This is a genomic window from Flavobacterium gyeonganense, from assembly GCF_029625295.1.
GTDB classification, from domain to species: Bacteria; Bacteroidota; Bacteroidia; order Flavobacteriales; family Flavobacteriaceae; genus Flavobacterium; species Flavobacterium gyeonganense.
The window spans coordinates 2,447,918-2,468,127 of record NZ_CP121112.1 but is presented as its reverse complement, the minus strand read 5'-3'; the positions used below and the strand labels follow the sequence as shown (position 1 = coordinate 2,468,127).

The 20,210-nt window shown below is 36.1% G+C and carries 11 protein-coding genes and 1 pseudogene; 6 read left to right on the top strand and 6 right to left on the bottom strand.

The features are described 5' to 3' along the window. Positions 1–173: 173 nt before the first annotated feature. The 3 genes and pseudogenes from P5P89_RS10755 to P5P89_RS10745 all read right to left on the bottom strand — a co-directional run bounded on the left by P5P89_RS10755 (position 174) and on the right by P5P89_RS10745 (position 4,254). Complete coding sequence (locus tag P5P89_RS10755) at positions 174–1,163, bottom strand: aspartate-semialdehyde dehydrogenase (protein WP_278011906.1); 990 nt, start codon at positions 1,161–1,163, stop codon at positions 174–176. A gap of 172 nt (positions 1,164–1,335) precedes the next feature. Then, complete coding sequence (mscL, locus tag P5P89_RS10750) at positions 1,336–1,719, bottom strand: large-conductance mechanosensitive channel protein MscL (RefSeq protein ID WP_278011905.1); 384 nt, start codon at positions 1,717–1,719, stop codon at positions 1,336–1,338. Between the two features lie 67 nt (positions 1,720–1,786). Beyond that, positions 1,787–4,254, bottom strand: a pseudogene (locus tag P5P89_RS10745) (bifunctional UDP-N-acetylmuramoyl-tripeptide:D-alanyl-D-alanine ligase/alanine racemase). Between the two features lie 130 nt (positions 4,255–4,384). On the opposite strand from P5P89_RS10745, the gene P5P89_RS10740 reads away from it, so the two are divergent. Then, positions 4,385–4,990: a hypothetical protein gene (locus tag P5P89_RS10740; RefSeq protein ID WP_278011904.1), complete on the top strand. Its 606-nt coding sequence runs from the start codon at positions 4,385–4,387 to the stop codon at positions 4,988–4,990. On the opposite strand, the gene P5P89_RS10735 is transcribed toward P5P89_RS10740, so the two are convergent. After that, the gene (locus tag P5P89_RS10735) at positions 4,985–5,680 is read right to left on the bottom strand and encodes a porin family protein (RefSeq protein WP_278011903.1); all 696 of its coding nucleotides are present in this window, start codon (positions 5,678–5,680) and stop codon (positions 4,985–4,987) included. The two genes, P5P89_RS10740 and P5P89_RS10735, sit on opposite strands and share 6 nt — an antisense overlap. 208 nt (positions 5,681–5,888) lie before the next feature. Between P5P89_RS10735 and P5P89_RS10730 the strand changes: the two genes are divergently transcribed. The 4 genes from P5P89_RS10730 (at position 5,889) to P5P89_RS10715 (ending at position 12,062) form a co-directional block, all read left to right on the top strand. After that, positions 5,889–6,242, top strand: a complete 354-nt coding sequence (locus P5P89_RS10730; protein WP_278011902.1) for a hypothetical protein — start codon at positions 5,889–5,891, stop codon at positions 6,240–6,242. Between the two features lie 144 nt (positions 6,243–6,386). Next, a complete protein-coding gene (locus tag P5P89_RS10725) occupies positions 6,387–8,594 on the top strand; it encodes a TonB-dependent receptor (RefSeq protein ID WP_278011901.1) in 2,208 nt (735 codons plus the stop codon). Between the two features lie 130 nt (positions 8,595–8,724). Beyond that, positions 8,725–10,812 (top strand): prolyl oligopeptidase family serine peptidase, encoded by a 2,088-nt coding sequence (locus tag P5P89_RS10720; protein WP_379680510.1) that lies wholly within the window; start codon positions 8,725–8,727, stop codon positions 10,810–10,812. A 254-nt stretch (positions 10,813–11,066) separates the two neighbouring features. Next, positions 11,067–12,062 carry a Gfo/Idh/MocA family protein gene (locus P5P89_RS10715; protein WP_278011899.1) on the top strand — a complete coding sequence of 332 codons (996 nt, stop codon included), beginning with the start codon at positions 11,067–11,069 and terminating at the stop codon, positions 12,060–12,062. A 385-nt stretch (positions 12,063–12,447) separates the two neighbouring features. Here P5P89_RS10715 and P5P89_RS10710 read toward each other — a convergent pair whose 3' ends face one another. Beyond that, positions 12,448–13,398 (bottom strand): outer membrane beta-barrel protein, encoded by a 951-nt coding sequence (locus tag P5P89_RS10710; protein ID WP_278011898.1) that lies wholly within the window; start codon positions 13,396–13,398, stop codon positions 12,448–12,450. Between the two features lie 176 nt (positions 13,399–13,574). Beyond that, entirely contained in the window at positions 13,575–18,116 is a 4,542-nt protein-coding gene (gene dnaE, locus P5P89_RS10705; RefSeq protein WP_278011897.1) for a DNA polymerase III subunit alpha, read from the bottom strand. A 669-nt stretch (positions 18,117–18,785) separates the two neighbouring features. Here dnaE and leuC point away from each other — a divergent pair. Then, complete coding sequence (gene leuC / locus P5P89_RS10700) at positions 18,786–20,180, top strand: 3-isopropylmalate dehydratase large subunit (RefSeq protein WP_278011896.1); 1,395 nt, start codon at positions 18,786–18,788, stop codon at positions 20,178–20,180. Positions 20,181–20,210 lie beyond the last annotated feature (30 nt).

Sequence of the window (20,210 nt, the reverse complement as noted above, 5' to 3'; positions counted from 1 at the left end):
CAAACTCCAATGGTTATGATTCTACTGGATTTGGAATTTTTTCTTTGAAATGATTTTCCGATTATACAAATTCATTTTCATTTATACTTTAGAAAGATATTCTTAACAAAAAAACCGTAATCACTATTCGTAATTACGGTTTTTTTTCTATAACAATTTTTGTAACCTCCGATTTATACCAAACCTGCCTGAATTAAATATTCGGCGATTTGAATTGTGTTTGTTGCAGCACCTTTTCTTAAGTTATCAGCAACGATCCACATGTTTAATGTATTTGGCTGGCTTTCGTCACGACGGATTCTTCCAACAAAAACCTCATTTTTGCCTTCTGCAAATAAAGGCATCGGATAAGAAAAAGCATCCAAATCATCCTGAACCACTACTCCATCAGTATTTTGTAAAATTTCGCGAACTTCTTTTACATCAAAATCATTCGTAAACTCAACGTTTACAGCCTCACTATGGCCCCCAACAACAGGAACACGAACTGCAGTAGCCGTAACTCTGATGGTATTGTCTGAAAGGATTTTTTGAGTTTCACGAACTAATTTCATTTCTTCTTTCGTATATCCGTTAGCTTCGAAACTATCACATTGTGGAATTGCATTTCTGTGAATTGGATATTTATATGCCATATCTCCTTCAACTCCTGCATACTCATTTTCTAATTGTCTTACCGCTTTTACACCTGTACCAGTGATCGATTGATAAGTAGAAACAATGATTCTTTTGATGTTGTATTTTCTATGCAAAGGGGCTAATGTCAACACCATTTGAATAGTAGAACAGTTTGGATTGGCAATAATTTTATCCTCTTTGGTCAAGGACTCTGCGTTGATTTCAGGCACGATTAATTTTTTAGTCGGATCCATTCTCCATGCAGATGAATTATCAATTACCGTTGTTCCGGCAGCAGCAAATTTTGGAGCCCACTCTAATGAAGTGTCACCTCCTGCAGAGAAAACAGCAATATCTGCTTTTAAATCAACCGCAGTCTGCAAACCAACCACTTTATATTTTTGTCCTTTATATTCGATTTCCTTACCAACAGATTTCTCTGAAGCAACTGGAATTAATTCTGTAACCGGAAAATTTCTTTCTGCTAAAACTTTTAACATTATCTCGCCAACCATACCGGTGGCGCCTACAACCGCTATTCTCATTTTTATATTTTTTATTATGAATGTTCTAATTTAGATTGCAAAAGTAGGGATAATAAAAACGATTACAATCTGATTCACAAAAAATAACAAATTGTTACAAATTAAACAAAAAGAAAAAAACCGCCCCAATTATGGAACGGTTAAGTTAGACTTTAGTGTAGCGGTATGTATATTATTGTTTATTTTTCAAAAGATCCCTAATTTGTGTAAGCAATTCTTCCTGTGTTGGTCCGGCAGGCGGTGCAGGAGCAGGTGCTTCTTTCTTTTTCAGATTGTTTATTCCTTTAATAATTAGAAACAAAACAAAAGCAACAATTATAAAGTTAATTACTGCCGAAAGAAACATTCCATATTTTACTCCTCCAAATGCAACTAGCTGCTCTATAGTTGACAAGTTTGCTGCATCTAAAGCAGGTTTGAGTATTAATGGCGTAATTACATCTTCAATTAACGAGCTTACAATTTTACCAAAAGCAGCTCCAATAATCACACCGACAGCCAAATCGACTACGTTGCCTTTCATTGCAAATTCCTTAAACTCTGAAAACATTCCCATGATTGTTCGTTTTATATGAAATTAATAGATATCTAAAGTACGTAATTTTACTGAAAGTTCTTTAAAACTACCTAAAAAACACCCTTTTTACCCTTTGCGAAATACTCGTCAGGATTTCATAAGGTATCGTTTTTAAAGCATCAGCTATTTCTGTTACAGTCGGGCTTTCCCCAAAAATGATAACTGAATCCCCCTCTTTACAATCAATTTCGCTAACATCAACCATCAGCATATCCATGCAGACACTTCCCACAATAGGTGCTTTTTGATTCTTAATCCTAATGTAGCCTACTCCATTTCCCCATAATCTCGAAATCCCATCTGCGTAACCAATTGGAATCGTAGCAATTTTGGTCTCTTTTTGAGCCATAAATCTGCGCCCGTAACCAACGCTGTCTCCGCCTGGAATGGTTCGAACCTGTGAAATAATCGATTTTAAAGTCCCAACATTTTCCAGGTATTTTTGTTCTGAAGAGTCGTTTGAAACTCCGTAAAGGCCAATTCCTAAACGCACCATATCGTATTGTGCATCCGGAAAATTACTAATTCCAGAAGTATTCAGTATATGGCGGATCGGATTTACACCTAATTCATTTATTAATTTTGAAGACAGTTTTTCGAATAATCTGATCTGTGACATTGCAAATTCATAATGCTGCATGTCATCGCTCGTTGCCATATGCGATAAAATACTCTGAATTCGTACTGTTAAATTTCCTTTTAAAGCGGCAATCAGTTCGTCTATTGTATTTTCTTCAAAACCCAGACGATGCATTCCGGTGTCTAATTTAATATGAATTGGAAAATCTTTTAAATTCTTTTCACGTGCAATTTTCAAAAAGGCATTCAATCCTTTTAAACTGTAAATTTCAGGCTCTAACTGATATTGAATAATCGATGCAAAACTCGTCGACTCAGGATTTAACACCATGATGGGTAGTTTTATTCCGCCATTTTTAAGCGAAATCCCTTCATCGGCGAAAGCCACACCCAAATAATCTACCTTATGATGTTCGAGTAGTTTGGCAATTTCCAGCCCTCCGTTACCATAGCCAAAAGCCTTTACCATGACCATGATTTTGACATCACTTGCTAATTTAGATTTAAAGAAATTCAAATTATGACTAATGGAATTCAGATTGATTTCCAGAATGGTTTCATGGGTTTTCTCTTCCAGCAAAGACACAATTTCTTCAAATTGAAATGACCTTGCCCCTTTTATCAAAATGGTTTCATTGGCAAAATTAAGGTTTTCAAAATCATTGATAAATTCGGGAGTGTTTTGATATGTGCTACAATTCGAAAATTTGTTTTTAAATAACGAAATGGTTGTGCCGATTCCAATAACACGATTGACCTTGTTATCAGCGATTAACTGCGCTACTTTAGAATATAATTCTTCGTTTGAAAATCCGCTTTGAAAAATATCGGATAAAATAACCGTTTTAGACGCATTCTTTTTTTGGCTTTCCAGAAAATCCAACGCTATTTTTAGAGACTGAAAATCAGAACTGTAACTATCATCAATAATGCTGCAGTTATGGATTCCGTTTTTCACTTCCAGACGCATTTCTACCGGATACAACCCCTGAATACGATCTTGAATTGTTGCAGCATCATATTGAAAATGAAGCAAAACCAATAAGCATGAAATGGTATTTTCTACAGAAGCCGAATCGCTAAAAGGGATTTGCAAATCATAATTTTCTTTTTTAAACTGGTATTGAATGTTTGTGATTTCATCCTTATTTTTTTTCTAAGAATAAATACATCCGCTGATTTATCTGTGTAACTCCATGAAAAAAGCTTTCTGGGATGCAGCATGTATTCTGCCGCAAATTGGGATAAGCACGAATCGACAATTTCATTTTTCTGATAAATAATAACGGGTGAATCTTTGAACAAAAGCAGTTTTTCATCAATCTTCTGTACTAAATTCACAAAGCCTTCATCGTGAGCTGTTCCTATATTGGTAAGCACTCCAATAGTAGGTTTAATGATTTCTTCCAGTTTATCCATTTCATTAACGGTCGAAATTCCGGCTTCAAAAATGCCTAAATTGTGTTTTTCGTTAATTGCAATTACCGAAAGAGGCACCCCAACCTGCGAATTATAACTTTTAGGGCTTCTGATAATATTATAATCAGGACCGAGTAAAAAATTGAGCCACTCTTTTACTATTGTTTTTCCATTACTGCCCGTTAATCCGATAACAGGTATAGCAAAATGATTTCGATGATAAGCAGCAAATTTCTGTAGCGCTTCTAAAGTTGATTTTACAACTAAAAAATTAGCTTTTCCAACACTATTTTCAGGAATATATTGGACTACAAAATTCTGCACACCCTTTTCTATCAACTCCAAAATATAAGAATGTGCATCATTATTGGTACCCGACAATGCGAAAAATAAGGTTTGCGAACCATTTTGAAGTGAACGGCTGTCTATAGAAATATGATCAACAAAAACGGCGGCATCTGAGCCAGTCCAATCGGCATGCAGGACCGATACAAGGCTTTTTAAATTTACGCTCATTAGAAAAATTCTTTTTTCAAATTTAAACATTAAGCCCGAAAAGAGTTGTAGTTTTCTTAAAAAATAAATGGTTAACATAAAGCTATTTATATTTCATTTATATTTGTCGAAGACCTCAAATTACAGCGTTTTGAAAAAATTCCTTCCCATATTCTCTTATATATTGCATCCGGTTTTTATCCCGATATACGCTGCATTATTTTATCTTTTTTATAAAGGGGATGTCTTCACTATTCAGGAAAAATATTTCGTTTTATTTCAGATCCTGATTATTACTTTTATCGTTCCGATATTGTTTTTTTTATTGCTAAAATCAACCGGAAATATAAAATCAGTAATGATTCCTGATACATCCCAACGCATTATTCCGTTGACTCTGCTTTGCTTTTTATTAATATTGCTCGTAAAAAGGAGTATTGTAATAAGCCGTTATCCCGAACTACATTTTTTCTTTCTGGGCGGATTATTCAGTACTATTTTTGCTCTTATTTACGCTATTTTTAAGATAAAAGTCAGTTTACACATGATGGCCATAAGTGGTTTTGCTGTTTTTGTAATTGGACTGAACATGCATCTACAGCTGCATAATCCGTACTGGCCTGCTCTTTTGATTTTACTGACCGGAATTGTGGCATCGTCACGTCTGGAAATGAATGCACATACGTATAGAGAACTAATAATAGGCTTTTTCGTTGGAATTATTCCTCAGGTTTTATTTTTGTATTTGTGGCTATAAAATATAAAAAATAAGGCCCAGGTTCATGGTTTTCATTTTGACTTCTTCTCCGGAAACAGTTTTAACATCTTTAAATAAAGGATTTAGCCCATAGTAAAAATAAACATTCCAGGTATTGTAGCCCGCAGAAATGTAAGCTCCATATTGAAATCTGTTGAGATCCGGGTTATTGTTAATTTTATAAGTATTTTCACCATCATCCAAAACAGATCTGCTGGATAAAACATAACTAAGTTTTAAACCTGTATAAATCCTCCAAAACTTATGACTTTCGTAAGTAGAATTTCTCCACCTGAATTCAATTGGAACATCGACTAAATATTGCCTGAACCTATTTGAAACAAATTCATTATAATCGTTTACGGCATATACCAGCCCGTCCTCATTTTTAGAAATGTTCAGGTTTTGAAAATAATTCTGATACGATAAGCCCAAACCGGCAGCAATAGCAATTGTTCTATCTTTATTAATTGGCATATCACGCAAAATTCCGGCAGAAATTCCAGCAGAAAATTTATCACGTTTAAGACCCTCAGGCATATCTGCCAAAAGATTGTACGTAACCGAAATGTAAAACTGATCTTCTCTGTACAAAGAATCGATTTTAACAGGTTTAATTTCAGGTTTTTCTTCCTGCGAAAAAATAGTAAAAAACGATATCAGAAATAAACAACTAAAAAATAATCGCATAGTGTGTTTGAATTAATAGAATTTCAAATAAACGTTTTTGGGGATTATTTATTTGACACACAAATATAATATAATGATTGTTCATGAAGGTCTACAATGCTAATTATTCTGTTTTTACCTTATATTAAAATATTCTATTGCACTATTTTCAATAAAAAGCGTTAAAGTCAAACATTTTTTATATTTGCTTTTATACCTTTGCATCATAATGAAAAGAAGACAGCTCATAACCGGTTTTTCTTTGGGATTGATCGTATTGTTCTCAATACTGTTTCAGTCGATACACAGTTATGAACATATCTCGCAACAGCTTTCTGAAAAAAAATGTCATCATAATTATAATGACGCAAATGGCGAAATCACGCATCAGCATCATAACGATGACTCTTGCTTTATCTGTCATTTTTCTTTTGGAAGCTACATTGCTCCTGAAAATTTCATATTTCAGTTTTTTAGTAATCATCAGGAAATCCCTTATTTCTTTCGATTTTCAGAAAGTATCATTTCCTTTTCCGGAAGTCTTTACGCTCTTCGCGGGCCTCCTTTAGCTGTAGCATCTTAAATTTCGATTATTCGAAAAACACAGTTTTAACTGAATCCAAAACTCAGTTAAGTTTTCTGGTTTTCATTAATATGGAAATTCAGCAGACTTTACTCTATTTGATTCGGTTTAAAAAAATCCATTAACTATAGCAATCATTTTCAAATGAAAAAATTTATAATTGCCCTTATTTTAGGGTTTTCGGGTATTGTTTCTGCTCAAAATTCGGTTTCAGGAACTGTAACTGACAATCAAAATAATCCTTTGCCGGGCGTTTCGGTTTACGCTCCCGAATTACATAAAGGAACTACAACAGACGAGAACGGAAAATATGAATTAAAGAATCTTCCAAACGGAAATTTACGACTTGCTTTTTCTTATGTAGGTTATGCCAATCAAAATAAAACCATTGTTAAGCTGGTAAAAGAAAATACATTAGACATTATACTTTTAGAATCCATTTTAGAAATGGATGAAGTCGTGGTTTCTACTCCTTTTAACAAACTGCAATCGCAAAACGTAATGAAAATTGACCACGAAAGCATTAAAACATTACAGCAAAAAGGGACTTCAACCTTGATTGAAGGACTGGCGACAATTCCGGGAGTTTCTCAGATTTCTACCGGAACTTCTATAGGGAAACCCGTAATCCGCGGATTGAGCGGCAATCGTGTTTTGGTGTATTCGCAAGGTGTCCGTATCGAAAACCAGCAGTTTGGTGATGAACATGGACTAGGGCTAAATGATGCCGGAATCGAAAGCGTAGAGGTAATCAAAGGCCCGGCTTCTTTATTGTACGGTTCTGATGCTTTGGGAGGTGTTTTATATTTCAATCCTGAAAAATTTGCGGATGCAGGTGATTTTAAAGCTAATTTCAGTCAAAAATATTTTACCAATACACAAGGAAGCAATTCTTCTATTGGATTAAAAACCTCAACAGACAACTGGAAATTTCTTGCCCGTGGAAGCTTCAACACCCATTCTGATTATAAAATTGCCGATGGCGACCGTGTGACCAATTCACGCTATAATGAAACTGACTTTAAAACCGGAATCGGGTACAGCAATTCTACTTTTTCAAGCGTTTTACGTTATAATTACAATAAACTGGACATCGGAATTCCGGAAGATGGAATCGCAGAGCAATCTTCGAGCAAGGACACCCAATTTCCCAGACAGGGGATTTTCAATCATTTGTTTAGTTTAAATAATGTGATCTTCTTTGAAAATTCAAAACTGGATGTTGATCTGGGTTACATCTCCAATGACAGAAGCGAATTTGAAGACAGCAATGAAGCATCTTTACACATGAAACTAAATACTTTCAACTATAATGTAAAATACCATTTTCCAAAATTCGGTAAAATTGAAACTATTTTGGGTGTTCAGGGAATGCATCAGACCAATAAAAATTCTGGAGAAGAATATTTAATTCCAGATGCCACAACGAACGATTTTGGCATTTTTGGAACGGCGAATTATGAATGGAATAACAGTGTTTTACAAGCCGGATTGCGTTTTGACAACAGAAATGTTACGTCAATTGCACACGGAACTGAAGGTGAAGAAGGTTATTTTTTACCGCTTGACAAATCTTTTGACAGTTTTAATGCTTCTTTGGGATATAAAACAAAATTAGCAGAACCGTTAACCCTTCGATTAAATGTAGCTACCGGATTTAGAGCGCCAAACCTGGCAGAACTCACTTCAAACGGTGTTCACGAAGGAACCAACCGTTACGAAATTGGAAATGCTAATTTAAAAACCGAACAAAACATTCAGACCGATTTGAATCTGGAATATAAAAATTCACATTTTGAATTCTTCGTAAACGGATTCTACAATCACGTAAACAATTACATTTATACTTCACCAACAGGAGATGTTTTAGATGATAATGATGTCTTTGCCTACGTTCAGGATAATGCACAATTATATGGTGGCGAAGTTGGGCTTCACTTTCACCCGCATCCATTAGACTGGCTGCATTTTGAAACCAGCTTTGAAACCGTAATCGGTAAAAAAGACAATGACGATTACCTGCCTTTAATTCCTGCCAATAATTGGAATAACACCTTAAGAACCGAATTCAACATCAAAAACTGGTTAAAGGAAGGTTTTGCTTCCTTAAATGTTTCTTCGACTTTTGATCAGGATAATGTGAGTGGTTTTGAAACCGCTTCAAAAGGGTACACTTTGGTCAATTTAGGTTTTGGAGGAACCGTAAAACTGGGCAAAACTGCTTTTGATATAAACCTGAACGGAAATAATTTATTCGATAAAAAATATATTGCGCACCTTTCGCGCTTAAAAACAGACGGTATTCCAAACATTGGACGAAATATTGTTTTAGGAATAAATTTCAATTTATAACATTTTTAAACACATAAAAGCATAGATTTATAACGGTAACTTTGTGTTTTTATGTGTTTGATATTTTTAAACAAAATTTCCTATTTTTGTTACAAACACAAAAAACGCTATGAAAAAAACATTTCTAATAATGGCAATAACTACAGTAGGAATTTCTTCCGGTCAAAGTAAAATTAAGTATCCCGAAACTAAAAAAGGAGAAACTGTTGATGTTTATTTTGATACCAAAGTAGCTGATCCTTACCGCTGGCTTGAAGATGATAAATCAGAAGAAACTGGTTCGTGGGTAAAAGCACAAAATGAAGTAACGTATGCCTATCTTAATCAGATTCCGTTTCGCGATGCTTTAAAGGCAAGAATGGAAAAACTTTGGAATTACGAAAAAATCGGCGCTCCTTTTAAAGAAGGGAATTTTACCTACTATTTTAAAAACAACGGACTTCAGAACCAATCTGTTGTTTACAGGAAAGACAAAAGCGGTAAAGAAGAAGTTTTTTTAGATCCGAACACCTTTTCTAAAGACGGAACCACTTCGCTTGGAGGACTGGATTTTTCAAAAGACGGATCAAAAGCCGCTTATTCCATTTCTGAAGGAGGAAGCGACTGGCGAAAAGTAATTATAATTGATGCTCTTTCAAAAAAAGTTTTGGAAGACACTTTAGTCGATGTAAAATTCAGCGGCATTTCATGGTATAAAAATGAAGGTTTTTACTACTCCAGCTATGACAAGCCAAAAGGAAGCGAATTATCTGCCAAAACAGATCAGCATAAATTGTATTTCCATAAACTGGGTACTTCCCAAAAAGAAGATAAAGTGATTTTTGGAGCCGATCAAAAGAGGAGATATATTGGTGGTTATGTTACTGAAGACAATAGTTATCTGGTGATTACAGCAGCCAATTCGACTTACGGAAATGAGTTGTACATTAAAGATCTAACTAAACCAAACAGTCCGATTATTACAATCGTTGATAATTTTAACAATGACAGTGGCGTTATCGAAAATGAGGGCAGTAAATTATTTATTGTAACCGACTTTAATGCTCCGAACAAACGTGTCGTAACCGTTGACTTCAGCAATCCAAAACCGGAAAACTGGAAAGATTTCATTAAAGAAACCAATGATATTTTATCACCTTCAACAGGTGCCGGTTATTTCTTTGCAAATTATACAAAAGACGCGGTATCATTTGTACAGCAATATGATTACAACGGAAAATTAATCCGTGAAATCAAACTTCCTGCTGTAGGATCTGCAGGCGGATTTGGTGGTAAAAAAGAGGAAAAAATTTTATACTACAGCTTTACCAATTATACCACTCCGGGGAGTATTTATTCTTTTGAACCAAAAGTAGGGAAATCTGAAATTTATCAAAAGCCAAAAGTAGATTTCAAAAGTGAAGACTACGAATCTAAACAAGTTTTCTATACTTCAAAAGACGGCACAAAAATCCCGATGATTATTACCTATAAAAAGGGAACAAAATTAGACGGTAAAAACCCTACAATCCTTTACGGGTATGGCGGATTCAATATTAGCTTAACTCCGGCTTTCAGTATTGGAAATGCAGTCTGGTTAGAGAATGGAGGCGTTTATGCTGTTGCCAATTTAAGAGGAGGCGGTGAATACGGAAAAAAATGGCACGATGCAGGAACGAAACTTCAAAAACAAAACGTATTTGACGATTTTATCGCTGCTGCGGAATACCTAATTGCTCAAAAATATACCTCATCTGATTATCTAGCTATTCGCGGAGGTTCAAACGGAGGATTGTTAGTTGGGGCCACTATGACACAGCGTCCTGATTTGATGAAAGTAGCTTTGCCAGCAGTTGGCGTTATGGATATGCTTCGTTACAATGCCTTTACAGCAGGTGCAGGATGGGCTTATGATTACGGAACTTCTCAGGACAACAAACAGATGTTCGAATACTTAAAAGGATATTCTCCGGTTCACAACGTTAAAAAAGGAACTCATTATCCTGCAACAATGGTTACTACCGGAGATCATGACGATCGTGTAGTACCGGCACACAGCTTTAAATTCGCTGCCGAACTTCAGGACAAACAAACTGGAGATAATCCTGTTTTGATTCGTATTGACGTAAAAGCAGGTCACGGAGCAGGAAAATCTGTTGCGGCTACGATTCAGGAAAATGTAGATATTCAGGCATTCACGCTTTATAATATGGGTTTTACAACTTTGCCTAAAAAGTAAATAGGTTGATTTTATTAGCCACGAATACACAGATTATTTTGTGAGTTCGTGGCTTTATTTTTAACACAAATTTAATTAGTGGAAAACCGTTTTATTTATGGAGATCTTTAATCTGTGGCTAACTCTTAAACGAAGAATTAGCGAAAATTTGTGTAATTTGTGGTAAATCATTTTAACGACAAAGAATTAGTGAAAATTGGTGAAATTCGTGGCAAACCTTTTTTTAAATTTGATAATAATTAAAAAATCCAAAAATGAAAATTATAAAATGGGGAATCATAGGCTGTGGAAATGTAACTGAAGTCAAAAGCGGTCCGGCCTTTCAAAAAGCGCCCAACTCAGCTTTGGTTGCCGTCATGCGAAGAGATGCAGCACTTGCCGAAGATTACGCCAAACGCCACAACGTTCCGAAATGGTATTCTAAAGCGGAAGATTTAATCAACGATCCTGAAGTTGATGCCATTTATATTGCTACTCCTCCATCTTCTCATAAAGAATATACGATTTTGTGTGCCAAAGCCGGAAAACCCGTTTATGTCGAAAAACCTATGGCATTGACATTTGAAGAATGCAATGAAATGATCAGCGCATGTAAAGAACACAATGCTCCGTTGTTTGTGGCCTATTACAGAAGGGCTTTACCACGGTTTTTAAAAATCAAAGAAATAATCGATGAAGGAAAATTAGGAAAAATACGTCATGTAAACTGTGTTTTGTACCATCCTTTTGAAGAACGTTATGACGATGAAATCAATCTTCCGTGGACGGTTTTACCACACATTTCGGGGGGCGGAATCTTTGTCGATCTGGCTTGCCATACTTTGGATTTTCTGGATTTTGTTTTAGGTCCGATAAAGTCTGTACGAGGACATGCCACTTCTCAGTTAAAAGCCTACCCTGCCGAAGACGCTGTTTCAATGTCTTTTCTGTTCGAAAATGGAATCCACGGATCCGGATTATGGAATTTCGCCAGTTTTGAACGTTATGACAATACCGAAATTGTGGGCGATAAAGGCAAAATAGCATTTTCAACTTTTGGAGAAGATCCTATCTTTATTGAATATGCAAATGGAGAAAAAGAAACCATTACAATCGAAAACCCGCTTCATATTCAGCAGCCATTTATTGAAACCGTCATGGAAGAACTTTTAGGCAAAGAAGGATTTTCTCCTTCAAAGGGAACATCAGCAGCCAGAACAACCTGGGTTATTGATCAGGTTTTGAAGGAATTTAGAGAAGCTTCGAGATAATTATATGTTCTGATTTAAATTGCCTCCTGCTTTAGCTGGAGGTATATTTTTTAAAAGAAAGGCTTTAGCCAAACTATGTGTTTGGCTAAAGCCTTTTATTTTAATCCATTTTATCAACCTCCGACTAAAGCAGGAGGCAATTCATCCTAAAATCTTTGTCAATAGTTTGACAAGTTAATACGAATCAGTTTGTGATTTCTCCTTAAGTCGAAATCACACTCTATATTCAACAAAGATTAAAGGCATACTTTGCGGAGTTAGTAGTGTGATTTGCTTCGCCTGTTCGCTATTGCTCGAGTCTCGTTCCTCGAAATGATAAAAATGAACAAAAAAAGAGGATATTCTTTCGAATATCCTCTTTTATAAACTATAAAATCAGAATAAATTACAAACTGTATCTAAGTCCAAAAGTCAAACCTACACCAGAAATTCCAACATACGAACTAATATCATCAGTTGCTTTTGTATCATCAAAACCAGCAGCATTCGTTACTTTACTATTAGAAGTTGTCGTTAATTTATCTACATAATTCGTATGAATCGCAGAATAAGAAGCATCTGGTCTAAAAGTAGATGGTGTATGCAATTTATCTACACCATTTTCAGTAAACACAGTAGTTTCTTTTGTATCTCCATGAACAGTAAAGTTTCTGTATTCAATTTCAGCAAATAGTGCCAGTTTTTTACCCAATTTATATGAAGTTCCAATCGCAGCCATAAAACCAAGAGTCGGATTAGGTTTTACAACATCCTCAGCATATGTTTTTGCTACTGTTGTTCTGGTTGGTGCTACAGTATAATACTCACGATTCGTTTCAATAGTTAAATCTCCGTGAATAGGAACAATAACCCCCACTTTTGTGTAAGGTTCAAAACCTCTGGTTTCTCCTAAAAATAATACTAATGAAGGAGATAAATCCCAAGCTCTTATTTTCCCGACAGCATCTCCTGTTACGAAAATATTTGTTGGTGAAGTAGCAACTAAACGATTTGTAGTTTCAACCATTAATTTATCAGCACTGGAGTAATAGTTAATACCCATTTCAACTCCTAAACGCGTTGAAAAACGGTAACCTGCAGTTAATCCTGTACGAAATCCTTCTCCGAATGAACCATGATTCGTTTCTCTCGAAATTAAAGTGGTTCCATTAGCCCCATAAACATCCGTATTAGGCAATTGACCATTTACAATTGGAAACTCCGTCGCGGCTGTCTGAATGAAGTAAGATCCACCCAATTTAAAATACCAGCTTTCCGGTTTATCTGCACTTTCTGACTGTGCCATTGTGGCCAGGGAACAAATCATTAATCCGATTAAAAATAAATGCTTTTTCATAATTTTCTTTATTAATTTCACACAAACATAAAATAAATTAGATATCTTTTTTTACAGCATTCCCACACTGTTTTATCATAACTATCAATTTACAAATTATTCGTGAAAGAATCTACTATGCATGCATAATTTTAACCAAAAAAGCATATTATTAATTAAATTTTAACTGTTAAATTTTAGTTGAGTTTAAAATTAACCTGCATTTTTTCTAATTCCTGCAGCAATTCTGTCGAAATTTTAACTTTAAGCCTTCTGCTTGGCATTGTCAATTTGGTTACTACTTTTATTTCTTCTACTTCTGTTATTTCTTTTATTTTGGTATCTTCAAGAACAACATCCCCATCATCATTTTCATCTGTAAAAACGGTATCGTCTGTTTCTTCAAACTCATTGGCTGTTTCAACCTCAACCATACGCTTAATTTTTTCAAGTTCCATAATTTCAAAAGTCACCGAATTATCTCCTTTATAAGTATTAAACAGGTTGCTTAATTTATGAATAAACTCTGTTTGTAAGTCTTTAATATTGAGCAGTAAAATCAATTTTTTAGCAAATGCTTCCAAAACATCCTGTAACTGTCTTACTTCAACAAACTGCAATCTCGGCTCTGATTTTTTTCCAGTATCATGATTGACCCAGCCATCTTTAATCAATACCTTAATATGGGCAAAATTATTCTGAATCAGGAAATGGCGGAATTTAAGGTACTCTTCGTTAAATATCCTGAACTCATAACTTTCATCATAGCCTTCGAGAGTAAACATCGCCCAGCCTTTTCCGTTTTTAGAAATTCTATGCTGTACATTATTGATAATTCCGGCAAAGGTTAGATTTTTCCCTACATACTGCTCCATGCTTTTCAATGCTTCCAGTCTCGCATTACAGAAGTATTTCATTTCAAATTTAAAATCATCAAGCGGATGTCCGGAAATATAGATTCCGACAACTTCTTTTTCTTTAGCGAGTTTTTCCATCGTACTCCAGTCTTCACATGGCGGTACAACAGGTTCAGCAATCTGTACTTCGCTTGTTTCTCCAAACAAACTTACCTGTGATGAATTTTCGTTTTCCTGAAACTTATTTCCGTAGCGCATTGCTTTTTCGTAGAAGGTAATTCCGTCGCCATCATCATGGAAATACTGTGCTCTGGTTGTTCCTTCGAACGAATCAAATCCTCCTGCAAGCGCCAGATTCTCAATTGCTTTTTTATTGGCGGCACGCAAATCAATTCGTTTTGCCAGATCAAAAATTGATTTATATCTCCCGTCTTTTCTGCTTTCAACAATGGTTGCAACAGCTCCGGAACCTACGCCTTTAATTGCCCCCATTCCGAAACGTACCGCATAATCATCATTTACCGTAAATTTATAGTACGATTCGTTTACACAAGGACCTAAAACCTGTAATCCCATACGTTTACATTCTTCCATGAAGAAAGATACCTGTTTGATATCGTTCATGTTATTCGAAAGTACCGCCGCCATATATTCTGCAGGATAATGCGCTTTCAAATAAGCTGTTTGGTAGGCAATCCACGCATAACAAGTCGAGTGCGATTTGTTGAAGGCGTAACTCGCAAAGGCTTCCCAGTCTTTCCAGATTTTTTCCAAAACTTTAGCATCATGACCTTTTGCTGATGCCTGCTCAACAAACTTTGGCTTCATTTTATCCAGTACGTCTTTTTGTTTTTTACCCATCGCTTTACGCAAAACGTCGGCCTCACCCTTTGTAAATCCTGCCAAAGACTGAGACAAAAGCATTACCTGCTCCTGGTAAACTGTAATTCCGTAGGTTTCTGATAAATATTCGGCACAGGCATCTAAATCGTATTTGATTTCTTCATCACCGTTTTTTCTTCGAACGAAAGACGGAATATACTCTAAAGGTCCCGGTCGATACAAGGCGTTCATCGCAATTAAATCCCCAAAAACCGTTGGCTTCAGATCTTTCATGTATTTCTGCATTCCGGGTGACTCGTACTGGAAGATTCCAACCGTTTCACCTCTTTGGAAAAGTGCATATGTTTCAGGATCATCAATCGGAAAAGTATCCGGGTCAAGATCAATTCCTGTTCTGTATTTTACCAGTTTTACGGTATCTTTTATCAGCGTAAGGGTCTTCAGACCCAGGAAGTCCATTTTCAGCAATCCGGCACTTTCTGCAACCGAGTTGTCGAACTGTGTTACATACAAATCCGAATCTTTTGCGGTTGTAACCGGAACGTAATTCGTAATATCCGATGGCGTAATGATTACTCCGCAGGCGTGAATTCCCGTATTACGCATCGAACCTTCGAGTATTTTTGCCTGTTGAATAGTTTCCCCTGCAAGATCTTCCTCATTGGCAATCGCAATTAATTCCTTAACCCGGTCAAATTCCTCAGACGATTTTAAAGCTTTTTTAACCTCATCTTCACTCTCAGAAATGAATCGTGCCAGATTCCACTTTCCTGGCATCATAGCCGGAATCAGCTTAGCAATTCTGTCGGCTTCAAATAAGGGTAAATCCAGTACACGAGCGGTATCACGAATGGCTGATTTGGTTGCCATTTTACCATATGTGATAATCTGCGCTACTTGTTTTTGACCGTATTTATTGATTACATATTCCATTACACGTCCACGACCCTCGTCATCAAAGTCGATATCAATATCGGGCATCGATACACGGTCAGGATTTAGGAAACGCTCAAAAAGCAAGTCATATTTAATTGGGTCAATATTGGTAATTCCGAGACAGTATGCAACTGCAGATCCGGCTGCAGAACCACGTCCAGGTCCTACCGAAACGTCCATTTTTCTGGCTTCTGCGATGAAATCCTGTACAATCAGGAAATAACCCGGATATCCTGAATTCGAAATTGTCAATAATTCGAAATCCAGACGTTCCTGAATCGACTCGGTAATTTCGCCGTACCTTCTTTTAGCACCTTCCATGGTAAGATAACGCAAATAAGCATTTTCACCGCGAACACCATTGTCTTTTTCATCTTCCGGATCAACAAATTCTTCCGGAATTTCAAATTTTGGAAGTAATACATCCCGGTAAAGAGAATAAGTTTCTACTTTATCAACAATTTCCTGAATGTTGATAATCGCTTCCGGCAAATCGGCAAATAGTTTTTTCATCTCGTCTTGCGACTTGAAATAGTATTCCTGATTTGGAAGTCCGTAACGGTAACCACGACCACGACCAATTGGCGTTGCCTGTTTTTCACCGTCTTTTACACACAATAAAATGTCGTGCGCATTGGCATCTTCTTTATTTAAATAATAGGTATTGTTGGTCGCAATTAATTTGATATTGTGTTTTTGCGAAAACTCGATCAGCGTTTTGTTTACACGGTTTTCATCTTCCTGATTGTGGCGCATGACTTCCAGATAGAAATCTTCGCCAAATTGTTCCTTCCACCAAATCAAAGCTTCTTCTGCCTGGTTTTCACCGATGTTCAGAATTTTACTCGGAATTTCACCGTATAAATTCCCAGACAGAACCATAATGTCGCCTTTGTATTGCTCTACAATATTTTTATCAATTCTCGGAACATAATAAAATCCGTCGGTATAAGCAATCGAAGCCATTTTAGCCAGATTGTGATAACCCGCTTTATTTTTAGCCATTAAAACAACCTGATAGCCATTGTCTTTTTTCGATTTATCTAAATGGTTGTCGCAAATATTGAATTCACAACCTACGATTGGTTTAATTTCAGTTTCGGTTGGTTCCTCCCCTGCTTCAGCCAAAGCTTTGTTTTTGGCAGAAGCACCTTTATTGTGATTCATAACTGCGCTCACAAAATGGAAAGCGCCCATCATGTTTCCGGTATCGGTCATGGCAACAGCCGGCATTCCATTTTTGGCTGTAGCCGAAACAATATTTCCAATTCCGATAGTCGATTGAAGAACTGAAAATTGAGTATGGTTATGCAAATGCGCAAATTTTGCTGCTTTGAAATCGGCTTTATCAGATTCTGAAACTACAGTTGGTGTATCTTCAACCTGTAAAGCTTTGATCTGCTCTCTGACTTTTTCAGAAGCTGCTTTTAAATTGATGTGTTTTAAACCAATTAAAGGAAATTCCTGCGGGTTTTTTTCCTGGAATTCTTTGAAATATTCCTTCGGAACATCAAGCTCTTCTTTGGTAAAAACCTCTCTTCTAACCAATTCCAGAAAACAACGCGTAGTTGCCTCAACATCGGCAGTTGCGTTGTGTGCTTCCGCGAAAGGAACGCTGAATAGATATTCGTGAAGCTCTGTTAAGGTTGGAAGTTTGAATTTTCCTCCACGACCTCCGGGAAGCTTTAATAATGAAGCCGTAACTTCAGTACAGGTATCCAGAACCGGAATTGAAGCCATAGGTGAATCAACTCCCATTCTATGGAATTCAGCACCCATAATATTAACGTCGAATCCTAAATTCTGACCAACGATAAATTTGGTTTTACTTAATGCAATATTGAATTTCTCCAAAACTTCGGCCAAAGTGATTCCATCGGCTTCAGCCAATTCAGTCGAGATTCCGTGAATACGTTCGGCATCATACGGAATATTAAATCCTTCAGGCTTTACCAAATAATCCTGATGCTCAATAAGCTGCCCCATTTCGTCATGAAGCTGCCACGCAATTTGTATACAGCGGGGCCAGTTATCAGAATCGGTTATTGGGGCATCCCAGCGTTTTGGTAATCCGGTTGTTTCGGTATCGAATATTAAATACATATATTTTTATAGAAAAGTCAAATTTTAAAGTTCCAAATTCCAAGTCTTTCACATTGTAAACATTTGACAACATGAAACATAAATAAATGCGCTATGAAAAATGGAAGGAAGTCAAATTTACGCTTTTTTTAGGAGAAAGAAAATGGAAATTTCAAGTAAAAGAGATTCTTATAAAGATATCAGGTTTTATCTTAAAATATATAAAATTTCATAAAATTTCACTTTTTGGATGTCGTAGTATTCAGGTGTTTTATTGAATCTAAATAACCAACAAAAAACAGCTCAAAAAACACCAAAAAATTAAAAAACTAAGCTTATGAAAAGAAATCAAAACTAATAATTATTACTATTTTAATCTGATTTGTTACATTTTTTTTAATTAAACAATACATTTTATAGGGTTTTTGAGATAAATTTGCAAACTATTAAAATTAAAACCAGTTAAGTAAAATTTAGGCTTAAAAAGGAATTTCAAAATCAGTTTCTGTATCATTATTCCGTCAAAAAAGAGTACACAAAAGCGCATTTGCAATTTGTTTTTAGTTTGGGCATCGTATATAATGAAATATTAAAATTGACGATTTTGTATCTTTTTTTACTTTTGTTTTGCTATTATAATGAACAGGATAATGCTGTGATTATAGAAATTACAATTAAAAAAAATAAAAAATGAGTAAGACATTATTTGACAAAGTATGGGATGCACACGTTGTGCGTAAAATTGAAGATGGACCGGATGTGTTTTTTATTGACCGTCATTTCATTCATGAAGTTACGAGTCCTGTTGCTTTTTTAGGATTAAAATCAAGAGGCGTTAACGTTTTATACCCAGAACGTACTTTTGCCACTGCTGACCACAATACACCAACCATAAACCAACATTTACCAGTTCAGGATCCGCTTTCTGCAAACCAGTTAAAAGCACTTGAAGACAATGCAAACGAATACGGCATTTCGCACTGGGGATTAGGTCACCAAAAAAATGGAATTGTACACGTAGTTGGTCCTGAAAACGGAATTACTTTGCCAGGTGCTACTATTGTATGCGGGGATTCGCATACGTCTACTCACGGTGCTTTTGGAGCTATCGCTTTTGGTATCGGAACCTCTGAGGTTGAAATGGTGCTTTCTACGCAATGTATTATGCAGCCTAAACCAAAGAAAATGCGTATCAACGTAAACGGACAACTTAGTAAAGGAGTTGGACCAAAAGACGTTGCGCTTTACATTATTGCTCAATTAACTACTTCTGGAGGGACAGGTTACTTTGTTGAATATGCTGGTAATGTTTTCGAAAACATGACTATGGAAGGACGTATGACAGTTTGTAACTTAAGTATCGAAATGGGTGCTCGTGGAGGAATGATCGCTCCTGACCAGACTACTTTCGATTTCTTAGAAGGAAGATTATACGCTCCAAAAGGAGAAGCCTGGACAAAAGCTGTTGAATACTGGAAAACACTTAAAACAGACGCAGATGCTGTTTTTGATGCTGAATTAAACATCAAAGCTGAAGACATCGAACCAATGATTACATATGGTACTAACCCTGGAATGGGAATTGGTATTACAAAACATATCCCGAACGCTAAAGAAGTTGAAGGCGGTGAGGAAACTTACAAAAAATCGTTAGCTTACATGGGCTTCAATGAAGATGATGTAATGATCGGAAAACAAATCGATTACGTTTTCTTAGGAAGCTGTACAAACGGACGTATTGAAGATTTTAGAGCTTTCGCTGAAATTGTAAAAGGAAGAAAAAAAGCAGATAATGTTACGGCTTGGTTAGTTCCTGGATCTCACGTAGTTGAAGCACAAATTAAAGAAGAAGGAATTTTAGATATTCTGACTGAGGCTGGTTTCGTATTACGTCAGCCTGGATGTTCTGCTTGTTTAGCCATGAACGATGATAAAGTTCCTGCAGGAAAATACGCGGTAAGTACGTCAAACAGAAACTTTGAAGGTCGTCAGGGTCCTGGTTCCAGAACGCTTTTGGCAAGTCCAATTATGGCAGCAGCAGCAGCGGTAACAGGAAAATTGACTGACCCGAGAGAATTGTTCTAGTCAATTGCAATAACAATTTCAAAAATCAAT